General features: G+C 61.4%; 18 protein-coding genes and 3 pseudogenes. 5 read left to right on the forward strand and 16 right to left on the reverse strand.

From position 1 onward, the window contains the following. Positions 1–175: 175 nt before the first annotated feature. Both AC0L3D_RS32695 and AC0L3D_RS32700 read right to left on the reverse strand, forming a co-directional pair. A complete protein-coding gene (locus AC0L3D_RS32695) occupies positions 176–1,420 on the reverse strand; it encodes an ABC transporter substrate-binding protein (RefSeq protein WP_473647124.1) in 1,245 nt (414 codons plus the stop codon). Between the two features lie 55 nt (positions 1,421–1,475). Continuing rightward, complete coding sequence (locus AC0L3D_RS32700; RefSeq protein WP_473628831.1) at positions 1,476–2,531, reverse strand: LacI family DNA-binding transcriptional regulator; 1,056 nt, start codon at positions 2,529–2,531, stop codon at positions 1,476–1,478. A gap of 849 nt (positions 2,532–3,380) precedes the next feature. Here AC0L3D_RS32700 and AC0L3D_RS32705 point away from each other — a divergent pair. Then, a complete protein-coding gene (locus AC0L3D_RS32705; RefSeq protein ID WP_473628830.1) occupies positions 3,381–4,304 on the forward strand; it encodes a metallophosphoesterase in 924 nt (307 codons plus the stop codon). Between the two features lie 145 nt (positions 4,305–4,449). Here the strand turns inward: AC0L3D_RS32705 and AC0L3D_RS32710 are convergent, their stop codons facing one another. The 4 genes from AC0L3D_RS32710 to AC0L3D_RS32725 form a co-directional block, all read right to left on the reverse strand. Then, on the reverse strand, positions 4,450–7,101 hold the full coding sequence (locus tag AC0L3D_RS32710; RefSeq protein ID WP_473628829.1) for an adenylate/guanylate cyclase domain-containing protein: 2,652 nt from the start codon (positions 7,099–7,101) through the stop codon (positions 4,450–4,452). Beyond that, the gene (locus AC0L3D_RS32715; RefSeq protein ID WP_254019648.1) at positions 7,086–8,270 is read right to left on the reverse strand and encodes a TfuA-like protein; all 1,185 of its coding nucleotides are present in this window, start codon (positions 8,268–8,270) and stop codon (positions 7,086–7,088) included. The genes AC0L3D_RS32710 and AC0L3D_RS32715 overlap by 16 nt, the downstream gene beginning before the upstream one ends. Then, the gene (locus AC0L3D_RS32720) at positions 8,270–9,412 is read right to left on the reverse strand and encodes a YcaO-like family protein (protein WP_473647125.1); all 1,143 of its coding nucleotides are present in this window, start codon (positions 9,410–9,412) and stop codon (positions 8,270–8,272) included. The genes AC0L3D_RS32715 and AC0L3D_RS32720 overlap by 1 nt, the downstream gene beginning before the upstream one ends. Positions 9,413–9,527: 115 nt before the next feature. Beyond that, a complete protein-coding gene (locus AC0L3D_RS32725; RefSeq protein ID WP_031255812.1) occupies positions 9,528–9,737 on the reverse strand; it encodes a hypothetical protein in 210 nt (69 codons plus the stop codon). A gap of 360 nt (positions 9,738–10,097) precedes the next feature. Between AC0L3D_RS32725 and AC0L3D_RS32730 the strand changes: the two genes are divergently transcribed. Then, positions 10,098–10,787 carry an iron-containing redox enzyme family protein gene (locus AC0L3D_RS32730; RefSeq protein WP_023801609.1) on the forward strand — a complete coding sequence of 230 codons (690 nt, stop codon included), beginning with the start codon at positions 10,098–10,100 and terminating at the stop codon, positions 10,785–10,787. 245 nt (positions 10,788–11,032) lie between these two features. Here AC0L3D_RS32730 and AC0L3D_RS32735 read toward each other — a convergent pair whose 3' ends face one another. The 3 genes and pseudogenes from AC0L3D_RS32735 to AC0L3D_RS32745 form a co-directional block, all read right to left on the reverse strand. Then, entirely contained in the window at positions 11,033–11,509 is a 477-nt protein-coding gene (locus AC0L3D_RS32735) for a ferredoxin reductase domain-containing protein (protein WP_473647126.1), read from the reverse strand. A 242-nt stretch (positions 11,510–11,751) separates the two neighbouring features. Beyond that, positions 11,752–12,004 (reverse strand): annotated as a pseudogene (locus AC0L3D_RS32740) (patatin-like phospholipase family protein); the annotation flags it as partial. A gap of 14 nt (positions 12,005–12,018) precedes the next feature. Next, positions 12,019–12,918 (reverse strand): annotated as a pseudogene (locus AC0L3D_RS32745) (HNH endonuclease). A 198-nt stretch (positions 12,919–13,116) separates the two neighbouring features. Here AC0L3D_RS32745 and AC0L3D_RS32750 point away from each other — a divergent pair. Together AC0L3D_RS32750 and AC0L3D_RS32755 are read left to right on the forward strand one after the other, a co-directional pair. After that, the gene (locus AC0L3D_RS32750; RefSeq protein WP_473628823.1) at positions 13,117–13,659 is read left to right on the forward strand and encodes a dihydrofolate reductase family protein; all 543 of its coding nucleotides are present in this window, start codon (positions 13,117–13,119) and stop codon (positions 13,657–13,659) included. 243 nt (positions 13,660–13,902) lie between these two features. Further along, positions 13,903–14,008: pseudogene (locus AC0L3D_RS32755) on the forward strand (GntR family transcriptional regulator); the annotation flags it as partial. 128 nt (positions 14,009–14,136) lie between these two features. Here the strand turns inward: AC0L3D_RS32755 and AC0L3D_RS32760 are convergent. The 7 genes from AC0L3D_RS32760 to AC0L3D_RS32790 all read right to left on the reverse strand — a co-directional run bounded on the left by AC0L3D_RS32760 (position 14,137) and on the right by AC0L3D_RS32790 (position 22,036). After that, positions 14,137–14,850 carry an ABC transporter ATP-binding protein gene (locus AC0L3D_RS32760; RefSeq protein ID WP_192355631.1) on the reverse strand — a complete coding sequence of 238 codons (714 nt, stop codon included), beginning with the start codon at positions 14,848–14,850 and terminating at the stop codon, positions 14,137–14,139. Then, positions 14,847–15,587: an ABC transporter ATP-binding protein gene (locus AC0L3D_RS32765; RefSeq protein ID WP_473628834.1), complete on the reverse strand. Its 741-nt coding sequence runs from the start codon at positions 15,585–15,587 to the stop codon at positions 14,847–14,849. Before AC0L3D_RS32765 ends, AC0L3D_RS32760 begins: the two co-directional genes overlap by 4 nt. 2 nt (positions 15,588–15,589) lie before the next feature. Next, positions 15,590–16,576: a branched-chain amino acid ABC transporter permease gene (locus AC0L3D_RS32770; RefSeq protein WP_473628821.1), complete on the reverse strand. Its 987-nt coding sequence runs from the start codon at positions 16,574–16,576 to the stop codon at positions 15,590–15,592. 13 nt (positions 16,577–16,589) lie between these two features. Next, positions 16,590–17,462 (reverse strand): branched-chain amino acid ABC transporter permease, encoded by an 873-nt coding sequence (locus tag AC0L3D_RS32775; RefSeq protein WP_473628820.1) that lies wholly within the window; start codon positions 17,460–17,462, stop codon positions 16,590–16,592. 181 nt (positions 17,463–17,643) lie between these two features. Next, positions 17,644–18,915 (reverse strand): amino acid ABC transporter substrate-binding protein, encoded by a 1,272-nt coding sequence (locus tag AC0L3D_RS32780; protein ID WP_128176816.1) that lies wholly within the window; start codon positions 18,913–18,915, stop codon positions 17,644–17,646. Positions 18,916–19,372: 457 nt separating this feature from the next. Beyond that, positions 19,373–20,731 carry a phosphatase PAP2 family protein gene (locus AC0L3D_RS32785; RefSeq protein ID WP_245277790.1) on the reverse strand — a complete coding sequence of 453 codons (1,359 nt, stop codon included), beginning with the start codon at positions 20,729–20,731 and terminating at the stop codon, positions 19,373–19,375. Between the two features lie 396 nt (positions 20,732–21,127). Continuing rightward, entirely contained in the window at positions 21,128–22,036 is a 909-nt protein-coding gene (locus tag AC0L3D_RS32790) for a LysR family transcriptional regulator (RefSeq protein ID WP_473535494.1), read from the reverse strand. A gap of 165 nt (positions 22,037–22,201) precedes the next feature. Between AC0L3D_RS32790 and AC0L3D_RS32795 the strand changes: the two genes are divergently transcribed. Continuing rightward, entirely contained in the window at positions 22,202–23,098 is an 897-nt protein-coding gene (locus tag AC0L3D_RS32795; RefSeq protein ID WP_287260915.1) for an MBL fold metallo-hydrolase, read from the forward strand. Positions 23,099–23,255 lie beyond the last annotated feature (157 nt).

The following is a 23,255-nucleotide window of genomic DNA, read 5'->3' on the forward strand; positions in this document are numbered from 1 at the left end:
CCCCCCGCCCGCCGCCCCCCCCCCCCCCCCCCCCCCCCCCCCCCCCCCCCCCCCCGCCCCGCGGCCGGGCGGCCCCCCCCCCCGCCGGCCGCGCCCGGCCGCGGGCCGCCCCCCCCCCCCCCCCCCCCCCGACCTTCGGCCGGACCCTCCCCTCAAGGGGGAGGTAAGCCGGCGCTTACTGCTGCGGTACCGAATCGATGATCGACTGCATGGTTTCCTGCGCATTGGCGATGGCGCCATTGACGTCCTCGCCGAAGAAGACCTCGTTGACCATCTGGTTCCACGGACCGTTGGCGGAGTTGATCAGGTCGTTGAACACCACCGAATAGGGCGTCCGACCCTTGGCCATCGCTTCGGCGGCGATCTTGTAGCGCGGGTCCAGATCTTTCAGCGCCTCGTTGGCGATGTCGCCGCGTACCGGCAGGCTGCCGTATTTCGCCAGGATGGTCTGGCCCTCGAGCGAATAGGCGAAATCGAGGAACTCCTTCACCACCGCGACCTTGGTCGTGCCCTTGGTGACGACGAAATTGTCGCCGCCGGCAAAGGACGACCAGCCGCCATCCTTGCCCGGCAGGAAGGTGACGCCGTAGTCGATGTCTGGGTATTGCGTGTTCAGCGCGCCGATGGCGAAGGCACCGGACGGCGAGATGCCGATATTGCCGGCGGCAAACGCCGCAAAGAAGTTGGAGCCGGTATCGGTCTGCGCGCCTGCCGGCACCAGGTCCTTCTTGACCATCGAGCGGTAAAGATCGATGGCGCCGCGCAGCTGCGGGCTGTCGAGCGTCGCCTTCGAGCCGTCCTCGGTGAGGATGTCGCCGCCCGAGGCCCAGATCAGCGGCGTGAATGTGAAGATGTTGCAGCCGCCGCAATTGCCGGAGAAATAGAAGCCTTTGATATCGCCGCCAAGCGCGTTGACCTTTTCGGCATAGGCCTCGATCTCGGCCCAGTTGGTCGGCCCCTTTTCAGGGTCGAGGGCGGCCTGCTTGAACAGTTTCTTGTTCCAGATCAGCACCGAGCTATCGGCGGAGAACGGCAGCCCGTAGATGCGGTCCTTGTAGGTGCCGGTTTTGACGTGCGCCGGCGACAGACTGTTGAAATAAGGCAGCGATTTCGCCCAGTCGGTGATGTCTTCCAGCTGACCGGCGGCAGCGAAGGACGGCGTGTAGATCAGGTCGAGCGACAGCGCATCGGGTGCTGTGCCGCCGGCGGCGGCAGCGCCGTATTTCGGAATGATCTCGGCATTGGGGATGATGTCCAGCTTGATCTGGTTCTCATGCCCCTTGTTGAAGGCATCGACGATGCGCGGCATGAAGTTCGAGCCGTCGGCGCGAACCCAGATGTTCGCGGTCTCGGCGGCGGCGGCCGGAAAGCTCAGGATGCTCGCGGCAATAGCGAGCCCGGCAATCATAGTTCTTCTCATGGTTCTCCTCCTGATGGTTCTGCTTAGGCCGCGCTCCCCGCACGGCGTCTTAATCTCAGCCGTCCGGTGGACGGCCGCATGACTGACGCACCACCAGCCGGCACGGCAGTTTTCTTATGCCCGGCTCGGCGGGTTCGCCGCCGACGAGCGAAAGCAAGGTGAGGCCGGCCTCGCGCCCGAGTGCCGCCAGGTTCATGTCGACGGAGGTCAGCGGCGGGCGGGTTGCCTCGGCTACGATCTGCCAGTTGTCGAACCCGATGACGCCGACATCGTCCGGCACGCCAAGCCCGCGCTCGCGCAGCGCGTCGATGACGCCGCGCGCGATCTGGTCGTTGCCGCAAAACACGGCATCGGGCTTTTCGCCCCCGCGCTTCGACAGCTTGCCGTCGAAAAGCATCTTCACCGCCTCGTGACCCCACGCTTCCGACCACGATCCGAGCAATGGTTCCATGACCGGCAAGCCTTTCTCGGTCAGCACGTCACGATAGGCCTGTGCCCGCGCGTGCACCACCGTAAAACTCGCCGGCCCGCTGACATGGGCGATGCGCCGCCGGCCAAGCCGGCAAAAATGCTCGACCGCCAGCCGCGCGCCGCCGGCATCGTCAGAGACAAAGGCGATGGCGCCGGGATCGGGCTGGGTGAAGGCGTAGATCACGGGAACGCCGAGATTGGACAAGTCGACCGGCAGGTGGCGATCGATGCGCTTGCCGGTGGCGATGATGCCGTCGACGCGCTTGTCGAGCATGGCATCGACATGCAGCTGGCCGAGGCGCTGGTCATCCTCGACATTGCACAAAAACACCGAGACGCCCTTGTCGACCAGCGCATCCGAAATGCCCGACATGACCGGCAGCGAAAACCGGCCATAGGTATCGTTGGTCAACAGGCCGACGGTAAAGGAACGCCGGCGCAACAGGCTCTGCGCCAGGCTGTTCGGGCGAAAGCCGAGCCGTTGCGCCGTCTCGCGAATGCGCTCGCGGGTCTCGGCCGTCATCCGCCCCTGCCCGTTCAGCGCTTTTGAGGCCGTCGCCACGCTGACGCCGGCAAGCGCTGCCACCTCACGGAGGGTGACCGGGTTTTTGGCGGGCGCTGGCGAGGCGTCGGAAACCATGGTACGCGGCGAGTTCCTTGGTTGGGAAAAGGTTTTCTCTAATCACCCTGCGAGACGCCGACTGGTGAGGTCAGCAGATGCAAGCTGATTTGGGAAAAGGTTTTCTCAGAGGGAGATTAGGGGAAGGTGGTGGGGATGGCAAGAGGGGATGACAAGCAGGCGACGCGGTTGTTCGTCAATGACCCTTGCGCCATTTCCAGTCAGCCAGATGCATACTCGCGGATGACCGCAATGGGCCGTTTGCCGACCGGCAGTTTCTGGCGTCCAAAAAAGCGATAGCGGACATTCGATCCGGTAGGTCCGAGGTCCCTGACTGACCCGATTGAGACGTAGAACGCTCCATCGCGGTATCGAGCCGATGCCCGGCCGGCTCGGTCGCGCCACTTCCGGTCATTCACGACATTTTTCCAAACCGGACGATCGCGCTGAGCCCGGATCCGCTCTCAAGGAGGTGGATACGGCGCAGATAAAGAGCGATCTCGGCGCCCTTCCGGAGGTCCGGCCGCCTGCAAGGACAGACTGCTGTATTTGAGTGGGCTTAAGGAAAGCTGCTGGATACACTGGGCACGAGCCGTCGCAGGCTCCCGTAGATGTGACCAAATGAGGGCTGGCACAAATTCACGTCGCTTTCGCTTCAACCCAATGCGATTTAACTCGTAAGTCGGAACGATAAACAATGAACCAATGCCGCGACGGACATTATCCTCCATCCAGACGCGCGGTCGTGATGCAATTGCTCGGCCTTGGCGCAGCAGCCATGTTCCCCAATGCCTCGTTGGGCCAGGCTGAGCCACAACGGCCCGAACCGACGCAACATTCATCTTTACCAGTGACGTGCATGCCTGCCGCATGGCCAGCGGCCTGAACCCCAATTGCGCGAATGAGGGCAAGCCGACGCAAGCCTCCTCCGTCACATCGCTCGCCATCAATCGCATTTCCGGCGAGAGTTGGCCAAGCCGAATTGACGGGGCCGCGACGCGACTTGCGGGTGCGGGGCACAAGATCGCGGAGCCGCTCGGCGTGATCATCGGCGGCGACATGACCGATGACGGGGGCGGTCAGGTCGCGACGCCCGGCGAGGGATCACAGCTTCGCCAGTTCAGCCAGCGCCACCAGGAGGGTATCGGTCCCGATCGTATCCCTTTTCCGGTTTACACCGGTCTTGGAAATCACGACCTAGATCAAGACGGTCCACCGCCTCATGTCGATTGGTATCGGCGAGAACTGCGGGATTATGTCGAACTCAATCACCGCACGACGGTATTTTTCAAGCCGCCAGTACCGGTGTTAAATTACGATGTAGCGTCCGACAGTTACTCGTGGGACTGGGGCGGACTCCATCTTGTCCAGGCGCACCGCTTCGCGGGTGACACCACGAAAGGCGCAATCAGCGGGCTGCCCTGGCTCAAGAACGACCTCGCCACCTACGCTGCCGATGGCAGGCCAGTCGTGCTGTTCCAACATTACGGCTGGGACCAATTCTCGACGGAACGATGGGATCCCGTCAGGCGGACTTTCGACGACGACGGGTCCGGCACGCCTCACTGGTGGAGCGATGCAGAGCGCCAGGCGCTGCAGTCGCTTCTCGCGAAATACAATGTCATCCGCATTTTCCACGGCCATCAGCACGAAACCGCCATGGTCTATCGGCACAGCGGATTGGATCTCTTCAAGCCGAAAGCCGCGTTCATGGGCGGCTTTGCCGTGGTGCATGTCACGGACGACTATTTGGACGTGGTATTCGCCGAGGCGTCGGCGGCGATGGCGAGGTGAAGTTTACTAACGCCTTCAGCAAACGCCTCGGGTAGCCCTGTCCTAACGCGCTGTTCTGCTTGCAGGCTGTCGTCTTGCGAGCGCGCCGTGCCTTGGGACCGATCACGCGGGCCAACCCGCCCGAGATCAGCGTGTTCGAGGCCGACTAGCTGCACGACCGGGCGAGAGCTAGAACATCCTCCCACGAAGCGCTCGACCCCTTCGAAACACAGGATGCAAATTGCTCTTCACCAAGTGTTTCGCGGGTCACCGATATAATCTTCTGAAAATCGGCGTTGTCGGTCGGCTCGAACTGGGCTCCAAATCGCGTTAAACGCGCCTGGATGGCACCGATGGTCCAGGCAGCTTCCTTGGCGGCTCCCTTTGCCAGGAATACCCCGCTGACAGCGGCAGTCGCCAGGTTGACAACCACCGGGTAGTCATACCTCTCGCTGATGGCCAAGGCGTCGCGGGCCAACCTGGCTGCCTCTTTCCAGTCTCCTTGGTGCAGCCTGAAATGAGCCAGGTTCTGCAACAAATGACCTGGCCAGTAGGTATCCCCGAGACCTTCCAGCAGGGAAAGAGCTTCCTGATAGTATTTCTCGGCCGTCTTCTCGTCGCCTTCTGAACGGGCCCCTTCGCCGAAAGCGATCAACGCCACCACGGCCCCGTAGTCGTCGCCCAGGGCCCTGAAGAGTTCCAGCGACCCGCTTATCAGTTCGAGACCGGTTTCCAGATCTTCTCCCAACGTCACCTTGGCAATGCCCAAAATAATGCCGGAACTCGCTGCACCGGCTTGATTGCCAAGCTCCAGACAGAGCCTATGGCTTTCATTGGACAATTCGTGAGCCCTTGCAGGATCGCCCGACATGTAGCTGATCCAACCTGCTGCATCCAATATCTCGGCGAGCGGACCTGCCTCTCCTACGTGCCGAGCCTGCGCGACAGCTGCTTTCGACCACCGCTTCGCTTCAGAGAATTGGCCACGGGAGATCCAGAACCACTTCAGCGCGCAAAATAGCTTGGCCGTCCCGTCCGCGTCTGACTGCTTCATCAGCCATTCAAGAGCAGCTCTTATGTTGCCGGTCTCCTGGAAAAGCCGTTCGACGCAATCCCGTTGATTGTGCCGCATCACGTTCGGAGCATCGTCCGCGACGAGGGCGGCAAAGTAGCGGGCATGCTGCGCCTGACAATCCTGCAACGAACCCGACTGGCTCAGGCCTTGGCTGGCGTACTCTCGAATGGTGTCGAGCAAGTGGAGCCTTGGCTTCCCGAGCGTCACATTCTGATACACGAGGCTCTTTGTTAGAAGCGACTCCAAGTGTTCGACGGCCTCATCACCGTTGCACCATGGAGCCATCACGTATTCTGCCGCCGCCACGTCAAACCCACCCACAAAGACAGACAGCTTCCGGAACGCCTCGCGCTGGTCCTGCGTCAGAAGATCCTCACTCCATTGAATGGCCGCCCGCAAGGTGCGGTGGCGTGGGTCGACATCTCTCACCTTGTGCTTGAGGCTGTGCAGACCTCTGACAAGCCGCCGCGAGAGTGCGGCCGGATCCAGCACGCGTATGTGCGAAGCAGCGAGCTCGATCGCCAAGGGCAAACCGTCGAGGCGCCGACAGATTTGAACAATCTCACGGGCAACGTCGGGCGTTAGTTTAAACTCTGGACGTTCTCGCTGGGCCAGGTCGACGAAGAGCCGTACACAGGGGTTCTGCGAAACCTCGCCGAAAGGGGCCCTTCCATCGGGGAGAGGCAGCGGTCCCACGACAACTTCCGTCTCACCTCGAACGCCCAAGGTCTCCCGGCTGGTGACAATGAAAGCAAGATGGGGACATTCCTTCATCAACGACGTCACGGTCGGGGCACCGGCAATGACGTGCTCGAACGTGTCAAGAATCAACAACAAGTGCGCATCGCCGATCGAGTTGCGCAGGGACTCGATCGCAGAAAGTCCAGCTACTTCCTGTATGCCTAACGTCTGGCATATCGCAGACGGAATCAAATCTGCACTGTGGATGTTGCCGAGCTGGGCAAAGAATACGCCACGAGCGAAGGATTGTATCAGTGACCTGCCAACCACGAGCGAAAGAGACGTCTTTCCAGAACCGCCCGTGCCGGTGAGTGTGACCAATCTGCGCCCGCTTTCGAGGATAAGTCGCCGGACCTTCTCGACGTCCGCGTCCCTTCCGAAGAATGCCTCCGGCTCGAGAGCGAGATTCGTCCTGTTTGCACCCATCGACGAGATGGGCGCAAAATCGCTGGGCAGTCCTGGAACCACCAGGTCGAACAGCGCTTCCGGATAGCGCAGATCTTTCAGGCGGTGGAAGCCAAGGTCGCGGATGTGCATGCCCGGCTGAATTGCACTTTGAGAGATATCATCACGGACGGCATGCGAAATCACAATCTGCCCACCGTGCGCAACTGCACTTATTCGAGCCGCGCGATGTACTTCTATGCCCACGACCGCGGATTCATGCCGCTGCACCTTGCCAGCGTGCAAACCCATTCGCACTTTGGGCTCGCACCCCTTAGCCCATTTTTCCTTGCTGATTGCAATTTGGGCGTCGATCGCTGCCCGAACCCCAAGGTCCGCGCCGGGGAACAGCGCGAAGATGGAATCTCCGGCAACCCCGACTTCCTCTCCTCCATGCGACTCGATGGCGTTTCGAAGCAGCTCACGGTGCCGCGACAACATCAATGGATAGACATCGGCATATCTGTCAACGAGCCCTGTCGACCCCTCGATATCCGTGAACAGCATGCAGACGCTTTCACTCTGCAAGCCGTCGCTGCTGGTTAGTTGCGTTCCCATTGTGGTTGGTGTTCCATAGGTTCCTGAGCACTTGCAGGCGGAAAGAGGATGCGTCTCAAGCTTTTCGTCAGGGCGTGCAGGTCCCGCTGCTTCGCCAAGTCCGGCGTCGACAATCTCCCACTGGTCGCCAGCTCGTTCCAACACGAGACTTGGTGGGCGCACGCAAGTTCCAGCTCGGCGTCTTGAAGGTCGCTCGCCTCAGGTGAAATCCCGAGTCGCCGTGCCTCCCTCACCGCTCGATTGAATACGTTGAACCCTGTAAGAGCGGCGTCGAAGTCGAAGGAAGTGCTGATCGCGGCCCAGAGCGTATTTGCCTGCTCGACCGTCAGCTTGCTGGTGATTTCTTGTGTTGAAAGTCCATGCAGATGCATGCGGTGAATGTATCCGGAAACCACGATCCACGCCACCAGATCATCTCGAATTGCATCTATTTTGGTGCCGTCGAGCGGGTCAGGCCCACGCTCGCGCCCTTCGTCCAACAATCCGAACAGTCCAGGCCCATATTTTGGCGGCTGTGGTCGCAAAGCCCCCGTCCGCAACCATTTTTCGAGCCTGCGAAACGCCAGCTTCGCGTCCTGCCGCTTTGCGTCGGCCCCCTTGAGAAACTCTTGCGTCGCCATGGGAGGTATGACCCCGGCATCCTTGAACGCCGCGCTCCATGTGCGATGAGAGTAATGCGTTGATTTGGCAGCTGCAACGATGGAAACACCGTCGGCTGCCGTCATCACGCCAAGGTTCACGGCTCGGCGCAATGCAACACGGATATTGATGAGCGGGTCTGTCAGCGACGGATAGGGCCTATCCTCCCTGAACGTGACGGCGACTTCATCCTCGGAGGATATCGCGCGCCGCCGGTATAGGCGGTAGACGATGCCAATCCCCAGCGCGCCAGCCGGGTAACAGTCTGCGGAACGCAGCGCGCCCATGCTCGAAGCTCCGATGACGACAGCTCCGTCTTTGATGACATCAATGACCTCGCGCGGGGGAACAGCGAGTGAGCCGCCAAAGACACCATCGATTATGAGAAAAATGGAATGCTTGAGGATACGGTAGCGATAGAGGTCACCGCGCCGGCAGGGCCGCGCCACCAGGGCGTCGGGCAGAACCGAGAGAACATCCTCTCGCGGCGCCGTTGGCCCAATGAAAACGATCGGCGGCAGCTCATGCATCACAAGAGGTGTCTCGCACATCTCCAGCCGACGCGATGGCGGTCCGCGACGAAGGCGGAGAGGCCAGGCACCCTGACCCTCACGACTGCAATGCCTAGATCGTCGCGTTTCATATCCACGGCGATTGCTTGCCGGATGCCCACCGATCCCAGCCGATCGAGAATATAGTCAGTTTCGGATTCCAGATCGTCGAACGCCCTGCTTCGAAGCGCAGAGAACGGGACCATCGGCGCCTTGCAGAGCAGATGCCGTCTTGCCGAGAGCGTGAACGGCCGAGCCGTTGCGGACAGGCCGTTGAAAGTGTCTCTTGCGCCCTGAATGACGCCAACACGCGACTGGAATGCTTCGGTAACCGCTCGCCGAAGGGCCGTTTCTGTAACTGGGTCGGCTCCCCAGCCACCGAAGACATGCGTGATCGGGCCATGCTCGGTCAGGAAGGCGCGATCGACCAGCATGCAGCCGACAACCGGGATTTCCAGATCGCTGGTCAGGTCCTCAAGAACGACATCCATGCCGGCTTCGGTCGCGGACAAGACGAAGCGCTTACAGGACTCTGGAATCGAGTCCGGATCGATCCTCGCCTTGTGGGGTGGCACGCGCCCGTCATCCCCGAACAGATCGAAGAACTGATGCTGGCTCACAGCGTCTCGCTCTATCACTTCCAGGAGCGCATGGCGCAGCGCCTCCGCATAGGTAGCGGCTGCGGCCAGTCCGTTCGTATCGACATGATCCAATATTCCCTGCTTGGGCGGCGTCCTAGCGAGGTCGGCCGCGATCCAGATCGGCCGGGAACCGTATAGATCCCAGGCCTCGACCCATTCGAACTCCAGGTTCGCTTGGTAAGCGGTCCGCGGCGGCAAATCGAAATCCAGAGGATCAGCGACGTTGACACCGGATGCGCGAAGCTGCTCGAAGCTCGCACAGCGGGAGGGAGCAGCAATCCGCTCGGCCGCGACCCTTTCTACCGCCTCCATGATCGCGCTGATCCGCGCCGATCGCCGGTCCGGCCCCTTCCCCAAATGGGTCGTCAAGTCGCTTGCGAGCGGCGCAATCGCCGCGAACACCGGCGCGCCCACGCAGTCAAGGGGCGTGATATCCGCCAAGCGTGTTATTGGCAATCGGTCCAGTATCCCTTCAACCAACTCTTCAACGAAGCCAAGGTCGCAAACTCTTCCGCTTTGTGGCGAGAGTTTCCCGAAAGTCTCTGCCTTCGCGGCGGGCCAGGTGCTAAGCCGGGACGTCAGTGCCTCAGCCTTCTTACAAGCCGCAAACTGCGAAATGGTAATCTTTGTTGTGTAAGGTGAGATGAGACCCGGTGCTTTCCGCGATCTTTTTAAGAACCGTTATTTCATCAGGACTCAAGTTCGAAATCACATCGTGAACATTCGGCGGCAACATGTTCTCTTGGATGTCGGGGATTACCCCGCTGTCTTTCAAGCTTTGGAAATTCTTTGCAAAATCCGGCATCGGTTCCCCCTGAATCTCGCGATCTGGAAACAGTCTGTGAAGCAGCAATGCGAAGATATCGAGCGCTATTGTAATTGGTCTCCTGGAACTGTCCAGTCATTATTAGCAGGTCATAATACATCTGAATTGCCTGAGCGCTGCGGAGGATTCTCGTTCAGGGGCAGGTGTCGTCGTGGCCGACAGTAGTGACGCTGATGACGTCCGAAGTGACGAGTTGAATGTGCACCCGAGTTCCAGCAGAATGGGTCACATCTCAGAACGCCAAGGCGAATCGGAGGGAGTTTGCCGGGAGTTCGACGGCTTGGCCCCCTCGGCTCATGAGCGCTCAGTTCGTTATGTCCTCTCATGAAGGTTGTAAGTATGTCCATCGCCAACAGTGAAAGCGTCAGGACCAAAGTCGCTCTCTGTATCGGCCCGCTCGAGGCTGCGTTCGAGAAGCTGTGGAGCCACGATCCGCTGGAACAGGTCGTCCCACCCTACCTTGTCTTGCTTCACCAGCTGATGCGGGCCTCAGTCCCGTTGATGGGCCGTGGGGCTGAAGTCTGTGAAAAGCTGGCGGCAACGGATCCTTTGGCGAGAAGGTTGGGTGCTTATTATCTCGGCCATATCGAAGATGAGCGGGACCACGATGCTTGGGCGCTCGAGGATCTTGCTTCAGCAGGTTACGATGTGGACTGTGCGCTTTCGATTGTGCCCTCGCCCCAGTTGGCCAATCTCGTTGGCTCGCAATATTACTGGCTGAACCATCACCACCCGATCATGCTGATGGGATACATCACAGTTCTCGAAGCATTTCCTCCTTCCAAGCAGCGTGTCGATGAAATCCGAGATCGGTCGGGCGTTCCTGAAGCGGCATTCAGGACATTGAGAATTCATGGAGAGCTTGATCCGACACATAGTGCCGAGATCGACGACACATTGAATGAACTCCCGCTGGGCAAAATCCATCTCGAAATGATTGGCGTGAGCGTCCTTCATACTTGCGAGTGGCTCTCCAGGAGCGTCCAATCCTTGAGACCCGTCGAGTCTTTGGCGAGAAGGGTTCGCTGACATACGGCAACCGCGTTCGACAGGTCGCATAGCCGACCTGCTCGTTCGCTGTGTGCAAGGTGTAGCCAGCTCACCGTCTGCACAATTTGGTGATGTAGAAGTGACAATTGTGCGCCGCATCGAGCAGAGTCTCTCCAGGCGCACACAGGTGCTCCACGCCAGACCGGGCGAAGCGGACGCGCGTTGGGCCAGCGACAGCCGATTGCGGAGGCATGGAATTGCCCACCGCGCCCCCGAAACTTTCCTCATGATACTGCGAGAGTGCGTGCCGATCTCCGCGAAGCAGGCCCGAACCGTCTGCATAAACGGCTCGGGGCCGCAAACGTAAGACGTGCGTGGTGAAGGTCCGGAACCAGCCGCAAGAGCATGGGGCCGTCGATCCGACCCTTAGGGCCCTGCCACGCCGAACCTTCCTGGCTGCAGATGAAACTTACATCGACATTGGAGAATCGCGCGGCGAGCGCCTCCAACTCGGAGCGGAAGGCGATGTCGTCCGGCGTCCGAGCGCAGTGAATGAAACGGATGTCATGGCCAGATGCCCGGTCGGTTAGCGCCCGCACCATCGACATAACGGGAGTGATGCCGCTGCCGCCCGAAAGGAAAAGCGGCTTCTCGCATGGTAGATCGTCGAAGTTGAAACCTCCGACAGGCCCTTCTAATTCAATGTCGTGGCCTGCCCGGAGATTATCGTGGAGCCAGTTTGAAACGAGGCCGCCCTTCACTCGCGTCGACGCGTGGGAGGATCACCCAAGCTTGGTAGCAACGGCTGGCTTCGGTAGCTCCAGCCGTAGCTCGAATGTCTGCAACGGAGAAGCCTGATCAACGTCCGGAATTGGCGCAACTACGATGTCCAGAGTAATCGCCGGCAACGTCTGCTATCGGGCAACAGCAAAGATCACCTCAATGGCCGACATTGGGCGCGTTGCTGCCATTCGCAACGCCGAGAATGAAGGTCTCGAACGGGTCAAAAGCGACAGTTCCAACTCTCCCCTTCGCGAGGCGCACCCCTGCACCGACCACCTTCCCGCTTTAGCTCGTTCATAATGTCAGCCGTTTCGGCCAGCAAGGCATCGATCTTCATGAAATGGAGCAAGCGGTATTTCGACACCGCCGGGCGGATCAAGATGATCGAGCTGACACTGCCTCACCTTGTTGGCAATGATCGACCGCATCATCAGTTGCGCGGCGCCGAACATCGGGTCGACTGAGGTCGGGTGTCCGGCGACGCGCCTCACTGCTTGAAGCAGTGGTCGCGGTGCCATTGCAGGAAATGAGCATGCGGGCGTTCAAACTGTCGGCGAGGCGGAAGCGCGCGACGGGTCTTGTTTATGAATGCCTGCACGCTGTCGAGGTCGTTGACCTGTCGCGAGATCAGAATTTCCAAGTCATCGGATAGGCTGATCAATCCGCGATCGAACATCCAGTGTGCTGTACCAGACAGTGCGATCCCATTGTTGATGACATCCGGGCCGTTCGCTTCGACCGGTCGAATATGGGCGGCGGAAACTTCGGCCCGGCCGCCGCCATTGATCAACTTCAGTCCCGTGATCGCGCACCGCTTATCATAGGCGCGCAAGACGATGCGACGAAAAATGCGATCCCGCACAATTCGCGATTCGATGTAGCTTACGCGATCACGGCTCTGCTCGAATTCGAATGGCGCCTGCTCATCCTGAAAGCCAGCAGATGTACCGGTCTCATCAACGCGCGGTAGCAACAACTCATTCGTCTCCAGGCCCAAATCGATAATGCGGTTGAAGTCGCTTGGACTGATCGGCCGGACGGCCGATTGGGCGCGACCGGAAATCCGCTCTTGGTCGTTGAGCAAGCCTCGTTCAACGAGACCGTCAGTTCCGTTGAACGGGACAGGATTGACGAAATCGAGATAGGTTCCGAGCTCAATCAGAGCGAGATACATATCAGGCGTCACAGGATCGGGAATGACCTGTTGGACTTTGGCTACCGCGTAATAGCCACGGGTATCGGATACCTTGCTAGGCTCGTAGTAAATGATCCAGTCACCCACGCATGCTTCGACACGACGTAGATACGGGCGAGGAAACTGCTATTGCTCTGCGGGGCGGTCGTTGTAGATCGAATCTGGGCGGTGAATGAAGACCCCGAATCCCATGAGCTTCCTGCAATGCGTTCTTTGGGAATATCTGCGTCAGATGTAACACCAATCCGATCTTGGGAACTTAGTCCAGGTCGGAGAAGCTTTTCCCCATGGTATCGGTCCTTTGGAGGCGAATAGGGAAAGCCCCTAACAAGCGACCGCGCTATTTTCACGGAACGTGTCGCGAAAGGCCTGTGACAGAAGGAGAGCGCCATGCGAAAACTCATCGTCACCGAATTCATCAGCGTCGATGGCATCGCCGAGGTCGAGAGGCTGCCTGGCGTGACCTGGAACGATGAAATGCAAAGGTTCAAGGAGGATGAGCTTGCCGACAGCGGCGCCATGCTTTTGGGGCGCACGACCTATGAGATTTTTGCCGGCTCATGGCCCAAGGAAACCGGAGATTTCGCCGACCGGTTCAACGCGCTGCCGAAATATGTCGCGTCGACGAGCTTGAAGGCGCTCGACTGGAAACCGGCCGAGCTGCTGAAGGGCGCATTGCCGCAAGCGGTCAGGCAACTAAAGCAAGGCAGCGGCGGCAACATCTATGTGCATGGCAGCCTCAGCGTCGCGCAGGAATTGCTGCGCCATAACCTGGTCGACCGCGTCAGGTTGCTCAGCTACCCCAGCGCCGTCGGCCAGGGCAAGCCGCTGTTCCCGTCCCGCGAGCAGGTGCCGCTCGAGCTGATCTCGGCCACGCAATTCAGCAACGGCGTGGTGGCGCTCGAGTATGCGGCTGTGGTTGCGAAGTCGTGATGAGCGAGCGCCGATGTCGGCCAATCTCCCCACTCGTGGGGAACTCGTGGGGGAGATGCCCGGCAGGGCAGAGGGGGCGCGAAAGAACGCAAGCATTTGAGTTTTAGCTGCCGTAACGGCGCAGTTGCGATTTAGGTTGGCGGGACAGAGCCCCCTCTGGCCTGCCGGCCATCTCCCCCACAAGGGGGAGATCGGCAGCTTCAGCCTACGACGCGCTACTGGACGGCTCGCTGAAGCCCGGCGGAGCGCGAGCTTTCGCTGCGGCTAGGCGTGTCGCGACCGCTACTGCGAGAGGCGCTGCGCTCGCTTGCCATGCTCGGCTTTCCTGGACATCCGCCACGGCAGGGGCCGCCGCCGTCGCGCTCGCGCGCCATCAGGGCCTGCCACAGCCTCGGTAGGCTACCGCGAGACTGTGACAGCGGCTCGGTTGGACAATTCACGACACAGTTTGCAGTACCTATAAAGTGCCAAGCGGCATCAGGCGCCGCCCATATAGATGTCCATGATCTGTCGGTCGTTGCGGACATCTCCGGGCGTGCCTTCGAAGCGCTTTTCTCCGGCGGCCAGGATATAGAGCCGGTCGGCGATCGGCATGGCCTCGCGAATATTCTGCTCGACCATGAGAATGCCGATGCCACGCGCGGTCAGCACCTTGATGCGCTCCAGCGTCTCGCTCACCATGGCCGGCGAAAGGCCGGCGGACGGTTCGTCGAGCAGGATGAAACGCGGTTCCGACACCAGCGCGCGCGCCAGCGCCAGCATCGCCTGTTCGCCGCCCGAAAGGGCTCCGGCCGTGGTCTTGCGCCGCCGCGCCAGCGATGGATATTGGTCGACCAGAGCCTCGATGCGCCTGTCCACCAGCTTCCGGTCGGCAATGGCGTAGCCGCCCATGCGCAGATTTTCCATCACCGTCAGCCGTGGAAACACGCCGCCGCCCTGCGGCATCAGTACCAGGCCCTGGCGCACGACTTCATGGACCGGCAAATTGCTGATCGTTTCGCCGCCGAGCCCGATTGTGCCGCCCCATACCGGCAGCGCGCCGGCGATCGCTTTCAGCAAGGTCGACTTGCCGCAGCCATTGGGGCCGAAGATGCAGGTGATCTTGCCGGCTTCCGCGACAAGGGAGACGCCATGGACGATCTCCTGCTTGCCGTAGCCCGCAACGACGCTGTCTGCGACCAACGTGCTCATTGCGGACGCCCTAGATAGGTCTGCATGACTTCGGAATTTTGCACGATGTCCTCGAACGCGCCGCTGGTCACCACCCGCCCCGAATCCATGACGATGATGCGGTCGCAGACATTGCGCACCATTTCCATGTCATGCTCGATGACGAAGAAGCTGGTTCCCTGCTCGCGCAGCCTGGCGATCGCTTCCAAGATGATCTTGCGGATGTTGGGGTGGACGCCGGCCGTCACCTCGTCGAGCAGGATGAGGGATGCCTGGCGCATGATCACGCGGCCGAATTCGAGCAGTTTCTGCTGGCCGCCGGACAAGTCGGACGCGCGGTTGTTGGCGACCGGTTCGAGATGCAGCAGCGCCAGCGTCTCGTCCGCCCGCTGTTGCGCGCCATCCCAATGACCCTCGGCAGCCGCGGCCAGAAGGTTCCCGCTGACTGTCATGTTCTCGAACAACGCCGGGATCTGAAAGGTGCGCGCGAGGCCGAGACGGGCTATCGTATAGGCCTTTTTGCCGCCGATCTCATGGCCGTCGAACAGGATCTGCCCGCGATCGGGCGTCTCCATGCCGGCCACGAGGTTGAACAGGGTCGATTTGCCCGAGCCGTTGGGGCCGATGAGGCCGGCGATCTCGCCGCGTCCGACCTCCAGGTCGACGCCGGCGGCTGCCTGGATGCCGCCGAAATGCTTGTGCACGTCGCGAACGAAGAGGATGGGCTGGTCGCCTGGCGCGGGCGCTTGCGCCGTCATGCTCACGAGCGTCCTCCCTGGCGGGAGCCGAGCAGGCGTCCGAGCACCGTGTCGAGCACGCTGCCTGATTTCCCGCTTCGCCGCGCAAACAGGCCGGCGATGCCGTTGGGCAGGAACAGCACCACCAGGATGATGGCGGCGCCGAGAATGGCGATATAGAAGGCGGTATCGCCATAGTACATCCAGATAAGCCGGTTGACGAAGAACAGCGCGACGCCGCCGATGGCCGGCCCCCACAGGCTGCCGAGCCCGCCGAGCAGGACCATGACGACCATCTGGTCGGTGATGTCGCCGCCGAACACGCTCTTTGGATTGATGAAGGTCACCCAGTAGGCGAAAATACTGCCGAACACGGAGGCGACGACGGCGCTGAGCACGAAGGTCTGCAACTTGACCAGCGAGGTGTTGATGCCCATGGCTTCGGCCGCCGGTTCGTGATCCCGTAAGGCCTTGACCTTCAAGCCGAAGCGGGAGCGCTCGAACAGCAACCAGGTGAGGAAATAGGTCAGGACGGCGGCCGCGAACATGGCGAAATAGAAGAAGCGCTCGTTGAGGAAGGGAGGCAGGCCGATACCGCCGGTTCCGCCGGTGAAATCGACGACGGTGGCGAACTGCATGAGCACTTCGGCGAAGGCCCAGGTGGCGATGGCGAAATAAGCGCCGCGCAGCCGCAATGTCGGCGCGCCGATGACGACCGCAAACAGGGCTGTGACGATCATGCCGATGGGAATGGTGGCGAGGAACGGCACTGCGAAATCCGCGCCCATCAGGATGGCGGTGGCGTAGGCGCCGATGCCGAAGAAGGCCGAATGGCCGAAATTGATGTAGCCGGCATAGCCGCCTAGCATGTTCCAGGAACAGGCGAGCCCCGCCCACATCAGCGCGCCGGTGGCGATGCGCAGCCAGTAATTGTTGACCAGCACCGGCAGCAACGCCAGCACGACGAGGATGACGACGAGGAGAAGCGGGCCGGCCCAACGATTTTTCATGGTCTGGGCCATCTCACAGTCCGCGCCGCAGGATGCCGCGCGGGGAAATCAACAGGACAAGGAAGAGCGTTGCGAAGATCGCGAGATGCGAGTAGCTGGCTCCGCCATAAGTCGCGACAAAGGCTTCGATGACGCCCAGAAGCAGGGCCGCCACAAGCGCGCCGCCCAGCGAGCCCAGCCCTGCCAGCACGGCGACGAAGAAGGCGAACAGCGTATAGCGCAGGCCGATCTCCGGATTGACCGAATAGATGCCTCCCATCAGAACGCCCGACATCGCCGTGATCCCCGCGTAGAGCCCGTAAACATTGGCGCTGAGACGCCGGATGTTGACCCCCATCAAGGCGGCGTTCTGGCGATTTTCGGCCGTCGCCCGGATCGCCAGCCCGTAGCGCGTGCGAAAGAGAAAGAAAAACAGCCCGCCGGCGATGAGTACCGCGAACGCCGCCGCCGCCACCCGGATCAGGGGCACCGTGACCGGGCCGATCATGATGCTGTGACCGCTAAGCGCCGTCGGCACGCTATGCGTATTGAAACCCCAGACGGTCAGCATTCCGCCGCGCAGCAAGGTGAAGATGCCGAAGGTCAGCGCAAGCGCCATCAGTTCGGGTCGCGCCGTGCGGCTGTTTCGAACATTGTAGATCATCGGCCCCATGAGATAGCCGATCGCGCCGAACAGGACGAAGGCCATCGGCATGGCGAGGAACCCGTCTATGCCGAGAAAGGCCGCCATGTAGTAGGCGAAGTAGCCGCCGAGCACGACCCACGCGCCGACCGCAAAGTCGATGACATGGAGCACGCCGAAGATCAGTTGGAAGGCGATCGAAAACGTGGCGATGACACCGCCTATCAGTAGGCCGTTGAGCAGGGTTTGAAGAAAAAGATCCAATGGCAAACCTGTCCGTCAGTCCAAAAAGTCCGCAACATGCTTTTGGCGCGAGTGTGAATAGACGCCCGCAGTATAAAGCCCAACCTACATCCTGGCCTTTGGAAGAGCCGGCCGTCATCATGCTGCCCGCTGGCGTAGCAGGCGACGGCGAATAGCGACTCCGCCCGGCCTCAAATCGCGATTATTTCCAGGCCGGCAACGGGTAGATGAACTCGGCCGCGGCCGCTTCCTTCGGGCCGACAGCGACGGTCTTTCCATCCTGGATCTGGATCATGACTGGCACCGGCTGGATGTTGTCGTGATAGTGGTCGCCTTCTTTCTCGAACTTGATCGGTCCGTAGAAAGTCGTGATGTCGGTGTCGGCGATGGCGTCCTTGAGGGCGACGCGGTCCTCGGGGGTGAGCGAAGGCTTCTTGCCCAGTCGCTTGGCGGCGTCGGCGAAGACGAGGCCGCTGGCCGAGCAGGCGGCTTCCGTGTAGTCGGGCTCATGGCCGAACTTTGCCTGGGCCCGCGCGACATAGTCCTGTGCGGTGCCGAACAGGTCGTCCTTGTAGGGCACCGTAGGCAGCCATACGGCGACGCCGGAGGTGCCGTTCGCATCGGCGCCGAGCGCTTCGGCGAAGGCCGGATTGGTCACGCCGTAATGCATGATCAAGGCCTTCGGCCGATAATTCAGCGATTTCGACGTCTTGATCACATTTATCAGCGGCTCTTCATGCCCGCCCACCGCGACGATGTCAGGGTTGAGGGCGGCGATTTTGGACATTACGGGGGTGAGATCGCCGGAAGCTGGAACGAGCTCGTAGGCGACGACTTCGAGCCCCGCTTCCTTGGCGCCGCGCTGGAAGCCTTCGCCGGTCTCCTTCGAAAAGGGTTCGTTGACGCCGATCACCGCGATCGTCTTCGCCTTCGGGTTTGACAGCGCCACCAGCACGCCCAGCGACTGGCCGGATGTCGTGTCGACGGAAGGGATGATGCCGAAATTGAATTCGGGCTTGGCCAACCAGACATTGGGCGACTCGGCCGAGCCCGAAATCATCGGCACCTGGTATTTCTGGCAGATCGGCTGAACGGCGATTGTCGAGCCACTGGTGTAGGGGCCGAGCAGGAAATCGACCTCGTTCTGCACGATCAGCCGTTCGGCGGCGTCGGCGCCGGTGGCCGGATTGCTCTGGTCGTCGCCATAGAACATCTCGACCATGAAACGCTCGCCGCCGACCTCGACGCCGCCCTTCTCGTTGGCCGCTTCGGCCCAGAGATCGTAACCGTTCTTGGTCAAATTGCCGCCCGAAATATTCTCGCCCGACAGAGACGTGATGACGCCGGCCTTGAAAGTCGCCGCCTGGGCGCGCGCGGTCCGCACGAACGGCATCGAAATCGTGCCGCTGGCAAGCGCCAGGGCGCTGCCGCCGAGAAACGTGCGTCGAGAAAAGCTTACGTCCTTCTTTGGCATGATGGTCCTCCCGCATTCGTTCCTAAAGTTGCAGGATATGTCCGCACACCGCACAAATCTACTGGAAACGCTCGCTGCAGCTCTCTGAAAATCCATAGTTGCAGCGCACCACAGCACTTCGTGCTGGTCGTCCATGTGGTGACCCGCGCGACAGAAGCCATGTTCGGCCCTCCCTTTCCAATGCCGCTGAGCTTTTCGCCCGTCCGGTCATGGATTTCCGTGACCTCCGGCGTCAGAGTGTCATTGCAAATCAGCCATCTCGTTCAGCGGCCGGATTTCGATCTTGCTCGGTCCCGGCATGGGATTGGGGCAGCGCTTCACCCAGGCGACCGCCTCGTCCATGTCCTTAAAATCCCAGAGTCAGAAGCCGGCGACAACTCGCGGCTCTCGGCCAACTGCCGTCTCGACCATTTGCGAATAGCACCCATGGCATCAAAAGAGGGCCTCCTTCCTTCCCCTAGTCCGCCCCGTCGGTTTTTGCCCGCTCGATAAATTTCCCCGCGACCGCTTTACCGAGCGCGGCGCCGGCCCGGTTGTCCATTTCATAGTGGATGCCTGCCCAGACGCGGGAATCACCCGCCTCTTTGCCAACCGCCCGGATGAACTCTGCATGGCCGGGAAACAGGTACGCCAGGACCTCGCATCGGGCAGTCGAGAGCGCGGAGTGGTTCGACGGATAACTGGGATGAGCTGGCACCGCGAACAGCGGGGTGATGCTCGCGTCAAGCATGTTGGGCCGCAGATACCAATAGGCGTACTTCCCGTCGTTGCTTGCAATGAAGGCGTCGTAATAGACCGTTGCGAGCATGGCGTAAGCCCGCGCGGCACGCGGCGGGTTCGTATCCGTCTTGTCCTCGAACATCCACTTGCTGGCATAGTCATACCAGTCGGTGAACAGGCCGGATGGGCTTTGCCAGTAGAACGCTTTGTAGCTGTTAGGGAATTTTCGTTCAGACTGTCGGATTGCATCCATCTCGGCCTTTACGGCCGGGGACTGGCAGTCGGGCGGCGCCGGCGGCCTGAATTCATCGGGTGCAGCCAGCACGATCGGCTTCCAGTTTGGCATGTTTGCATTGGCGGGTTTGGTCCCGACCCACATGCACGGCCCGGTCGGAACAGTGCCGCTCCACGCTGCATCGGAGCCATCGGCCTTTGCCCGCGCAATCACCTGCTCTGCGACCCTGCGCCCCAACTCCAGGCCGGCGGAAGAATCGCTTGGGAACTGGACACCGGCAAGGACACGCGACTGTGCCGCTTCTTCGGCCATTGCCTTGAACGACGATGTCTCTTCGGGAAAGAAATAAGCAAGAACGGTCGCGGCAGCTCCGGCGGCTGCGGCATGCTCGGACGGATAGGAGGGACTCCGCGGCGGCGGCAGCGCAGTCGCCAGTGTCGCGTCCGCCTCGCTCGGGCGCGGCCGATTGTAGAAGTACTTCGCGTCCCAGGCAGCAATGGTGGCGTCGTACATCGCCATCGTCAAATAGGAGTAGACGCGGTGCGCATTTGGAATCTGCTGGTTTTCGAGAAGGCGATTGTTGACCAGATCGATCCATCGGTACCCAGGCGAGCCGGCGTCCCAGAAGGTGATTTTGTCGGCGGCAGCCGGATCCTTTTGCGCCAAGAGATCCCGCATCTGTGCCAATTCGGCTGCTGCGGCGGAGGCGTCAGGCGGCGGCGGGACTCGGAAGTCCTCGCCAGACGTGATTACCCACGTCTTCCACGTTCCAGCCTCTGGTTCTATCAAATCTGATTGGGCGAAAGCGCAGTTCCCTGAAAAAAGGATTACCGCACAGGCCTTGCCAAAACCGCTAAGCATGCGAGCCTCCCATAGGTTGCCCCGCCAAAGACGGAGGGTTTTCCGTTTTCAAACTTTTATTTTAGGAAAATCTAATTATACCGCGAGAAGCTGCCGACTAAAAGGATAAAAGCTAGAGCCCGGCAGCATTGTGAAAGGGCACGTCCGAGGGCAAACTGTCTTCCTGATTTGCACCCACGTCCTACCCTGCCGGCCACATTGACTGGCACTTTGACCAAGGCGCAAGTCAGCACCGAGATCGTGTTCACGAAGTCAGCGTTCAAGCTGCAGTAGGGCAAACTATGATGGGCTGGGAACTTGCGCGGTTACGCTATGCAATCGACTGATAGGTTGGCGGGACAGCGCCCCCCTCTGGCCTGCCGGCCATCTCCCCCACAAGGGGGGAGATCGGCAGCTTCAGCCTCGGCGCCCCTGCCCGCCTGACGCCACGTTCTGCTCAGCCGCAACAAGGATCTCGACAAACCTGGTCACCTTGGGCGGCCGGAACCTCGCGGCGGGGTAGACTGTGTAGATGCCTCCGGAGGGCAGCTGCCACTCGGGCAGGACCTGGACGAGCCGGCCCGTGGCCAACTCATCCCGCACCAAAAAATCCGGCAGCACCGACAGGCCGGCACCGGCGCGGACGGCCGCCAGCACTGCCGGCGTCGCGTCGATGGCGATCGTTGCCTGCATGCGCACGGTCTGCTCGGCGTCGCCGCGCGAAAATTGCCATAGCAGCGGTTCGCGCAGCGCCATGTTGGCGACGAAGGGCAGCCCGGCCAGGTCTTGCGGTTCGCCGGCCTGGAAGCGCCCGGCGAACCCGGCGCCGCACACCATGAATTGCCTAAATGTGCCGATGCGTCGTGCCTGCAGGCTGGAATCGGCCAGCCAGCCGACGCGGATCGCCACGTCCATTCCACCGGACGCCAGGTCGATAGTGTCGTCGCCCAGCGTCAGCTCGACCCGGCAGGCGGCATAGCGGGTGCTGAATGCGGCGACCACCGGCACCACCGCCGAGGTGCCGTAATCGTTGGGCGCCGCGATGCGCAGCGTGCCGGTCGGCTCGGCGGCCGCCTGCGCGAGCTCGTCGAAGGCATCCTCGGCCTGCTGCAGAACCTGCAGGCAGCGGGCATGGAATGTCCGGCCGGCCTCGGTCGGATGGACGCGCCGCGTCGTGCGGATCAGCAGCGTCGTTCCGACATCACGCTCCAGCCGCGCCACCTGCTGGCTGACGACCGCCTTGGTTATGCCCAGCCGCTCGGCGGCCCGCGTGAACGAGCCGGCATCGACCACCGCAGCGAAATAGGCCAGCCGGTTCAGGTTCATGCGCGGCTCATGGCTAATGCGACCTCATTGTCAGGCAATAGCATACATTACGTCTATTTTGTTGGCCTTCAATACGCATTCCGCCTCTGCCATCTTCCCGGCATCGAGGCTGCGCCGGAAGATGCGCCCGCCCGAATTCCGCATTCTCAAGCCCAGGAGAGATCCATGTTCACACGGAGAGCCATCATGAAAACCACCCTCGCCGCCGGCGCCGCTGCCATCTTCGCTCCCGCCGGACTTGGCCGTGCAGCCGCAGGGCTTTCCTGGAAACATTTTCCGGCTGGCGAAGACGGCTTCTTTCGCGCCCCGGTGCTGATCACCGGCGCCTCCGAGGCGCTGCTGATCGACGGCGGTTTCACCTATTCCGACGGCCAGGCCGTGGCCGAGGCGATCAAGGCGACCGGCAAGACGCTCACCACCATCTATGTCAGCCAGTCCGACCCGGACTATTATTTCGGCCTCAAGCCGATCAAGCAGGTTTTTCCGCAGGCACGGGTGATCGCCGCTGCCGAGACGGTGGCCGCCATCAACGGCAGCGTCGACAAGAAAATCGCCGTCTGGGGGCCGCAGCTCAAGGAGAATGGCCCGCAGGCGCTCGCCGATGTCGTCATCCCCGAAGTCTTCGACGGCAAGAGGCTCACCGTCGATGGCGAGACCATCGAGATCGTCGATGCCGAAGGCCTTGCCAATCGGCGCTATCTCTCGGTGCCGTCGCTGAATGCGGTGTTCGGCGGGGTGATGATTTTTTCGGGCGTGCATGTCTGGACCGCCGACACGTCGGGCAAGGAACAGCGCGCCGCCTGGCTCGCCAATCTCGAAAAGATTGTTGCCGCCAAGCCTGAAATCGTCGTGCCCGGCCACATGACGCCGCAGGCCGCCACCGACCTTTCGGGCGTCGAGCACACCAAAACCTATCTCATCGCCTTCGAGGAAGAACTGGCCAAGGCCAAGGACGCGGCCGCGCTCAAGACCGCCATGGAGGCCCGCTTCCCCGGCCTCGGCATGGGCGTTGCGCTCGACATCGGCTCCAAGGTCGCCACCGGCGAGATGAAGTGGGGCTGAGGTACGACCTTGGTTCCTCGCCCCCCACCGAAAGGCATGGCCTGCCGGCCAGAACTTGGGTTCCTCGCCCCGCGCGAAGCGGGGGGGGGGGGGGGGCGCGCCCGCGCGGGGGGGGGGGGGGGGGTTGGGGGGGGGGGGCCCCGCGGCGCGGCGGGCG

The organism is Mesorhizobium sp. WSM4837 (assembly GCF_055811435.1).

Bases quoted from the DNA above. Each gene is read 5' to 3' on its own strand.
- AC0L3D_RS32790 (WP_473535494.1), bottom strand. From the start codon at position 22,036: ATGAACCTGAACCGGCTGGCCTATTTCGCTGCGGTGGTCGATGCCGGC.
- AC0L3D_RS32785 (WP_245277790.1), bottom strand. From the start codon at position 20,731: ATGCTTAGCGGTTTTGGCAAGGCCTGTGCGGTAATCCTTTTTTCAGGG.
- AC0L3D_RS32705 (WP_473628830.1), top strand. From the start codon at position 3,381: ATGGCCAGCGGCCTGAACCCCAATTGCGCGAATGAGGGCAAGCCGACG.
- AC0L3D_RS32695 (WP_473647124.1), bottom strand. From the start codon at position 1,420: ATGAGAAGAACTATGATTGCCGGGCTCGCTATTGCCGCGAGCATCCTG.
- AC0L3D_RS32770 (WP_473628821.1), bottom strand. From the start codon at position 16,576: ATGAAAAATCGTTGGGCCGGCCCGCTTCTCCTCGTCGTCATCCTCGTC.
- AC0L3D_RS32780 (WP_128176816.1), bottom strand. From the start codon at position 18,915: ATGCCAAAGAAGGACGTAAGCTTTTCTCGACGCACGTTTCTCGGCGGC.
- AC0L3D_RS32715 (WP_254019648.1), bottom strand. From the start codon at position 8,270: ATGCATGAGCTGCCGCCGATCGTTTTCATTGGGCCAACGGCGCCGCGA.
- AC0L3D_RS32725 (WP_031255812.1), bottom strand. From the start codon at position 9,737: ATGCCGGATTTTGCAAAGAATTTCCAAAGCTTGAAAGACAGCGGGGTA.
- AC0L3D_RS32795 (WP_287260915.1), top strand. From the start codon at position 22,202: ATGTTCACACGGAGAGCCATCATGAAAACCACCCTCGCCGCCGGCGCC.
- AC0L3D_RS32730 (WP_023801609.1), top strand. From the start codon at position 10,098: ATGTCCATCGCCAACAGTGAAAGCGTCAGGACCAAAGTCGCTCTCTGT.
- AC0L3D_RS32700 (WP_473628831.1), bottom strand. From the start codon at position 2,531: ATGGTTTCCGACGCCTCGCCAGCGCCCGCCAAAAACCCGGTCACCCTC.
- AC0L3D_RS32710 (WP_473628829.1), bottom strand. From the start codon at position 7,101: ATGGGAACGCAACTAACCAGCAGCGACGGCTTGCAGAGTGAAAGCGTC.
- AC0L3D_RS32760 (WP_192355631.1), bottom strand. From the start codon at position 14,850: ATGAGCACGTTGGTCGCAGACAGCGTCGTTGCGGGCTACGGCAAGCAG.
- AC0L3D_RS32750 (WP_473628823.1), top strand. From the start codon at position 13,117: ATGCGAAAACTCATCGTCACCGAATTCATCAGCGTCGATGGCATCGCC.
- AC0L3D_RS32765 (WP_473628834.1), bottom strand. From the start codon at position 15,587: ATGACGGCGCAAGCGCCCGCGCCAGGCGACCAGCCCATCCTCTTCGTT.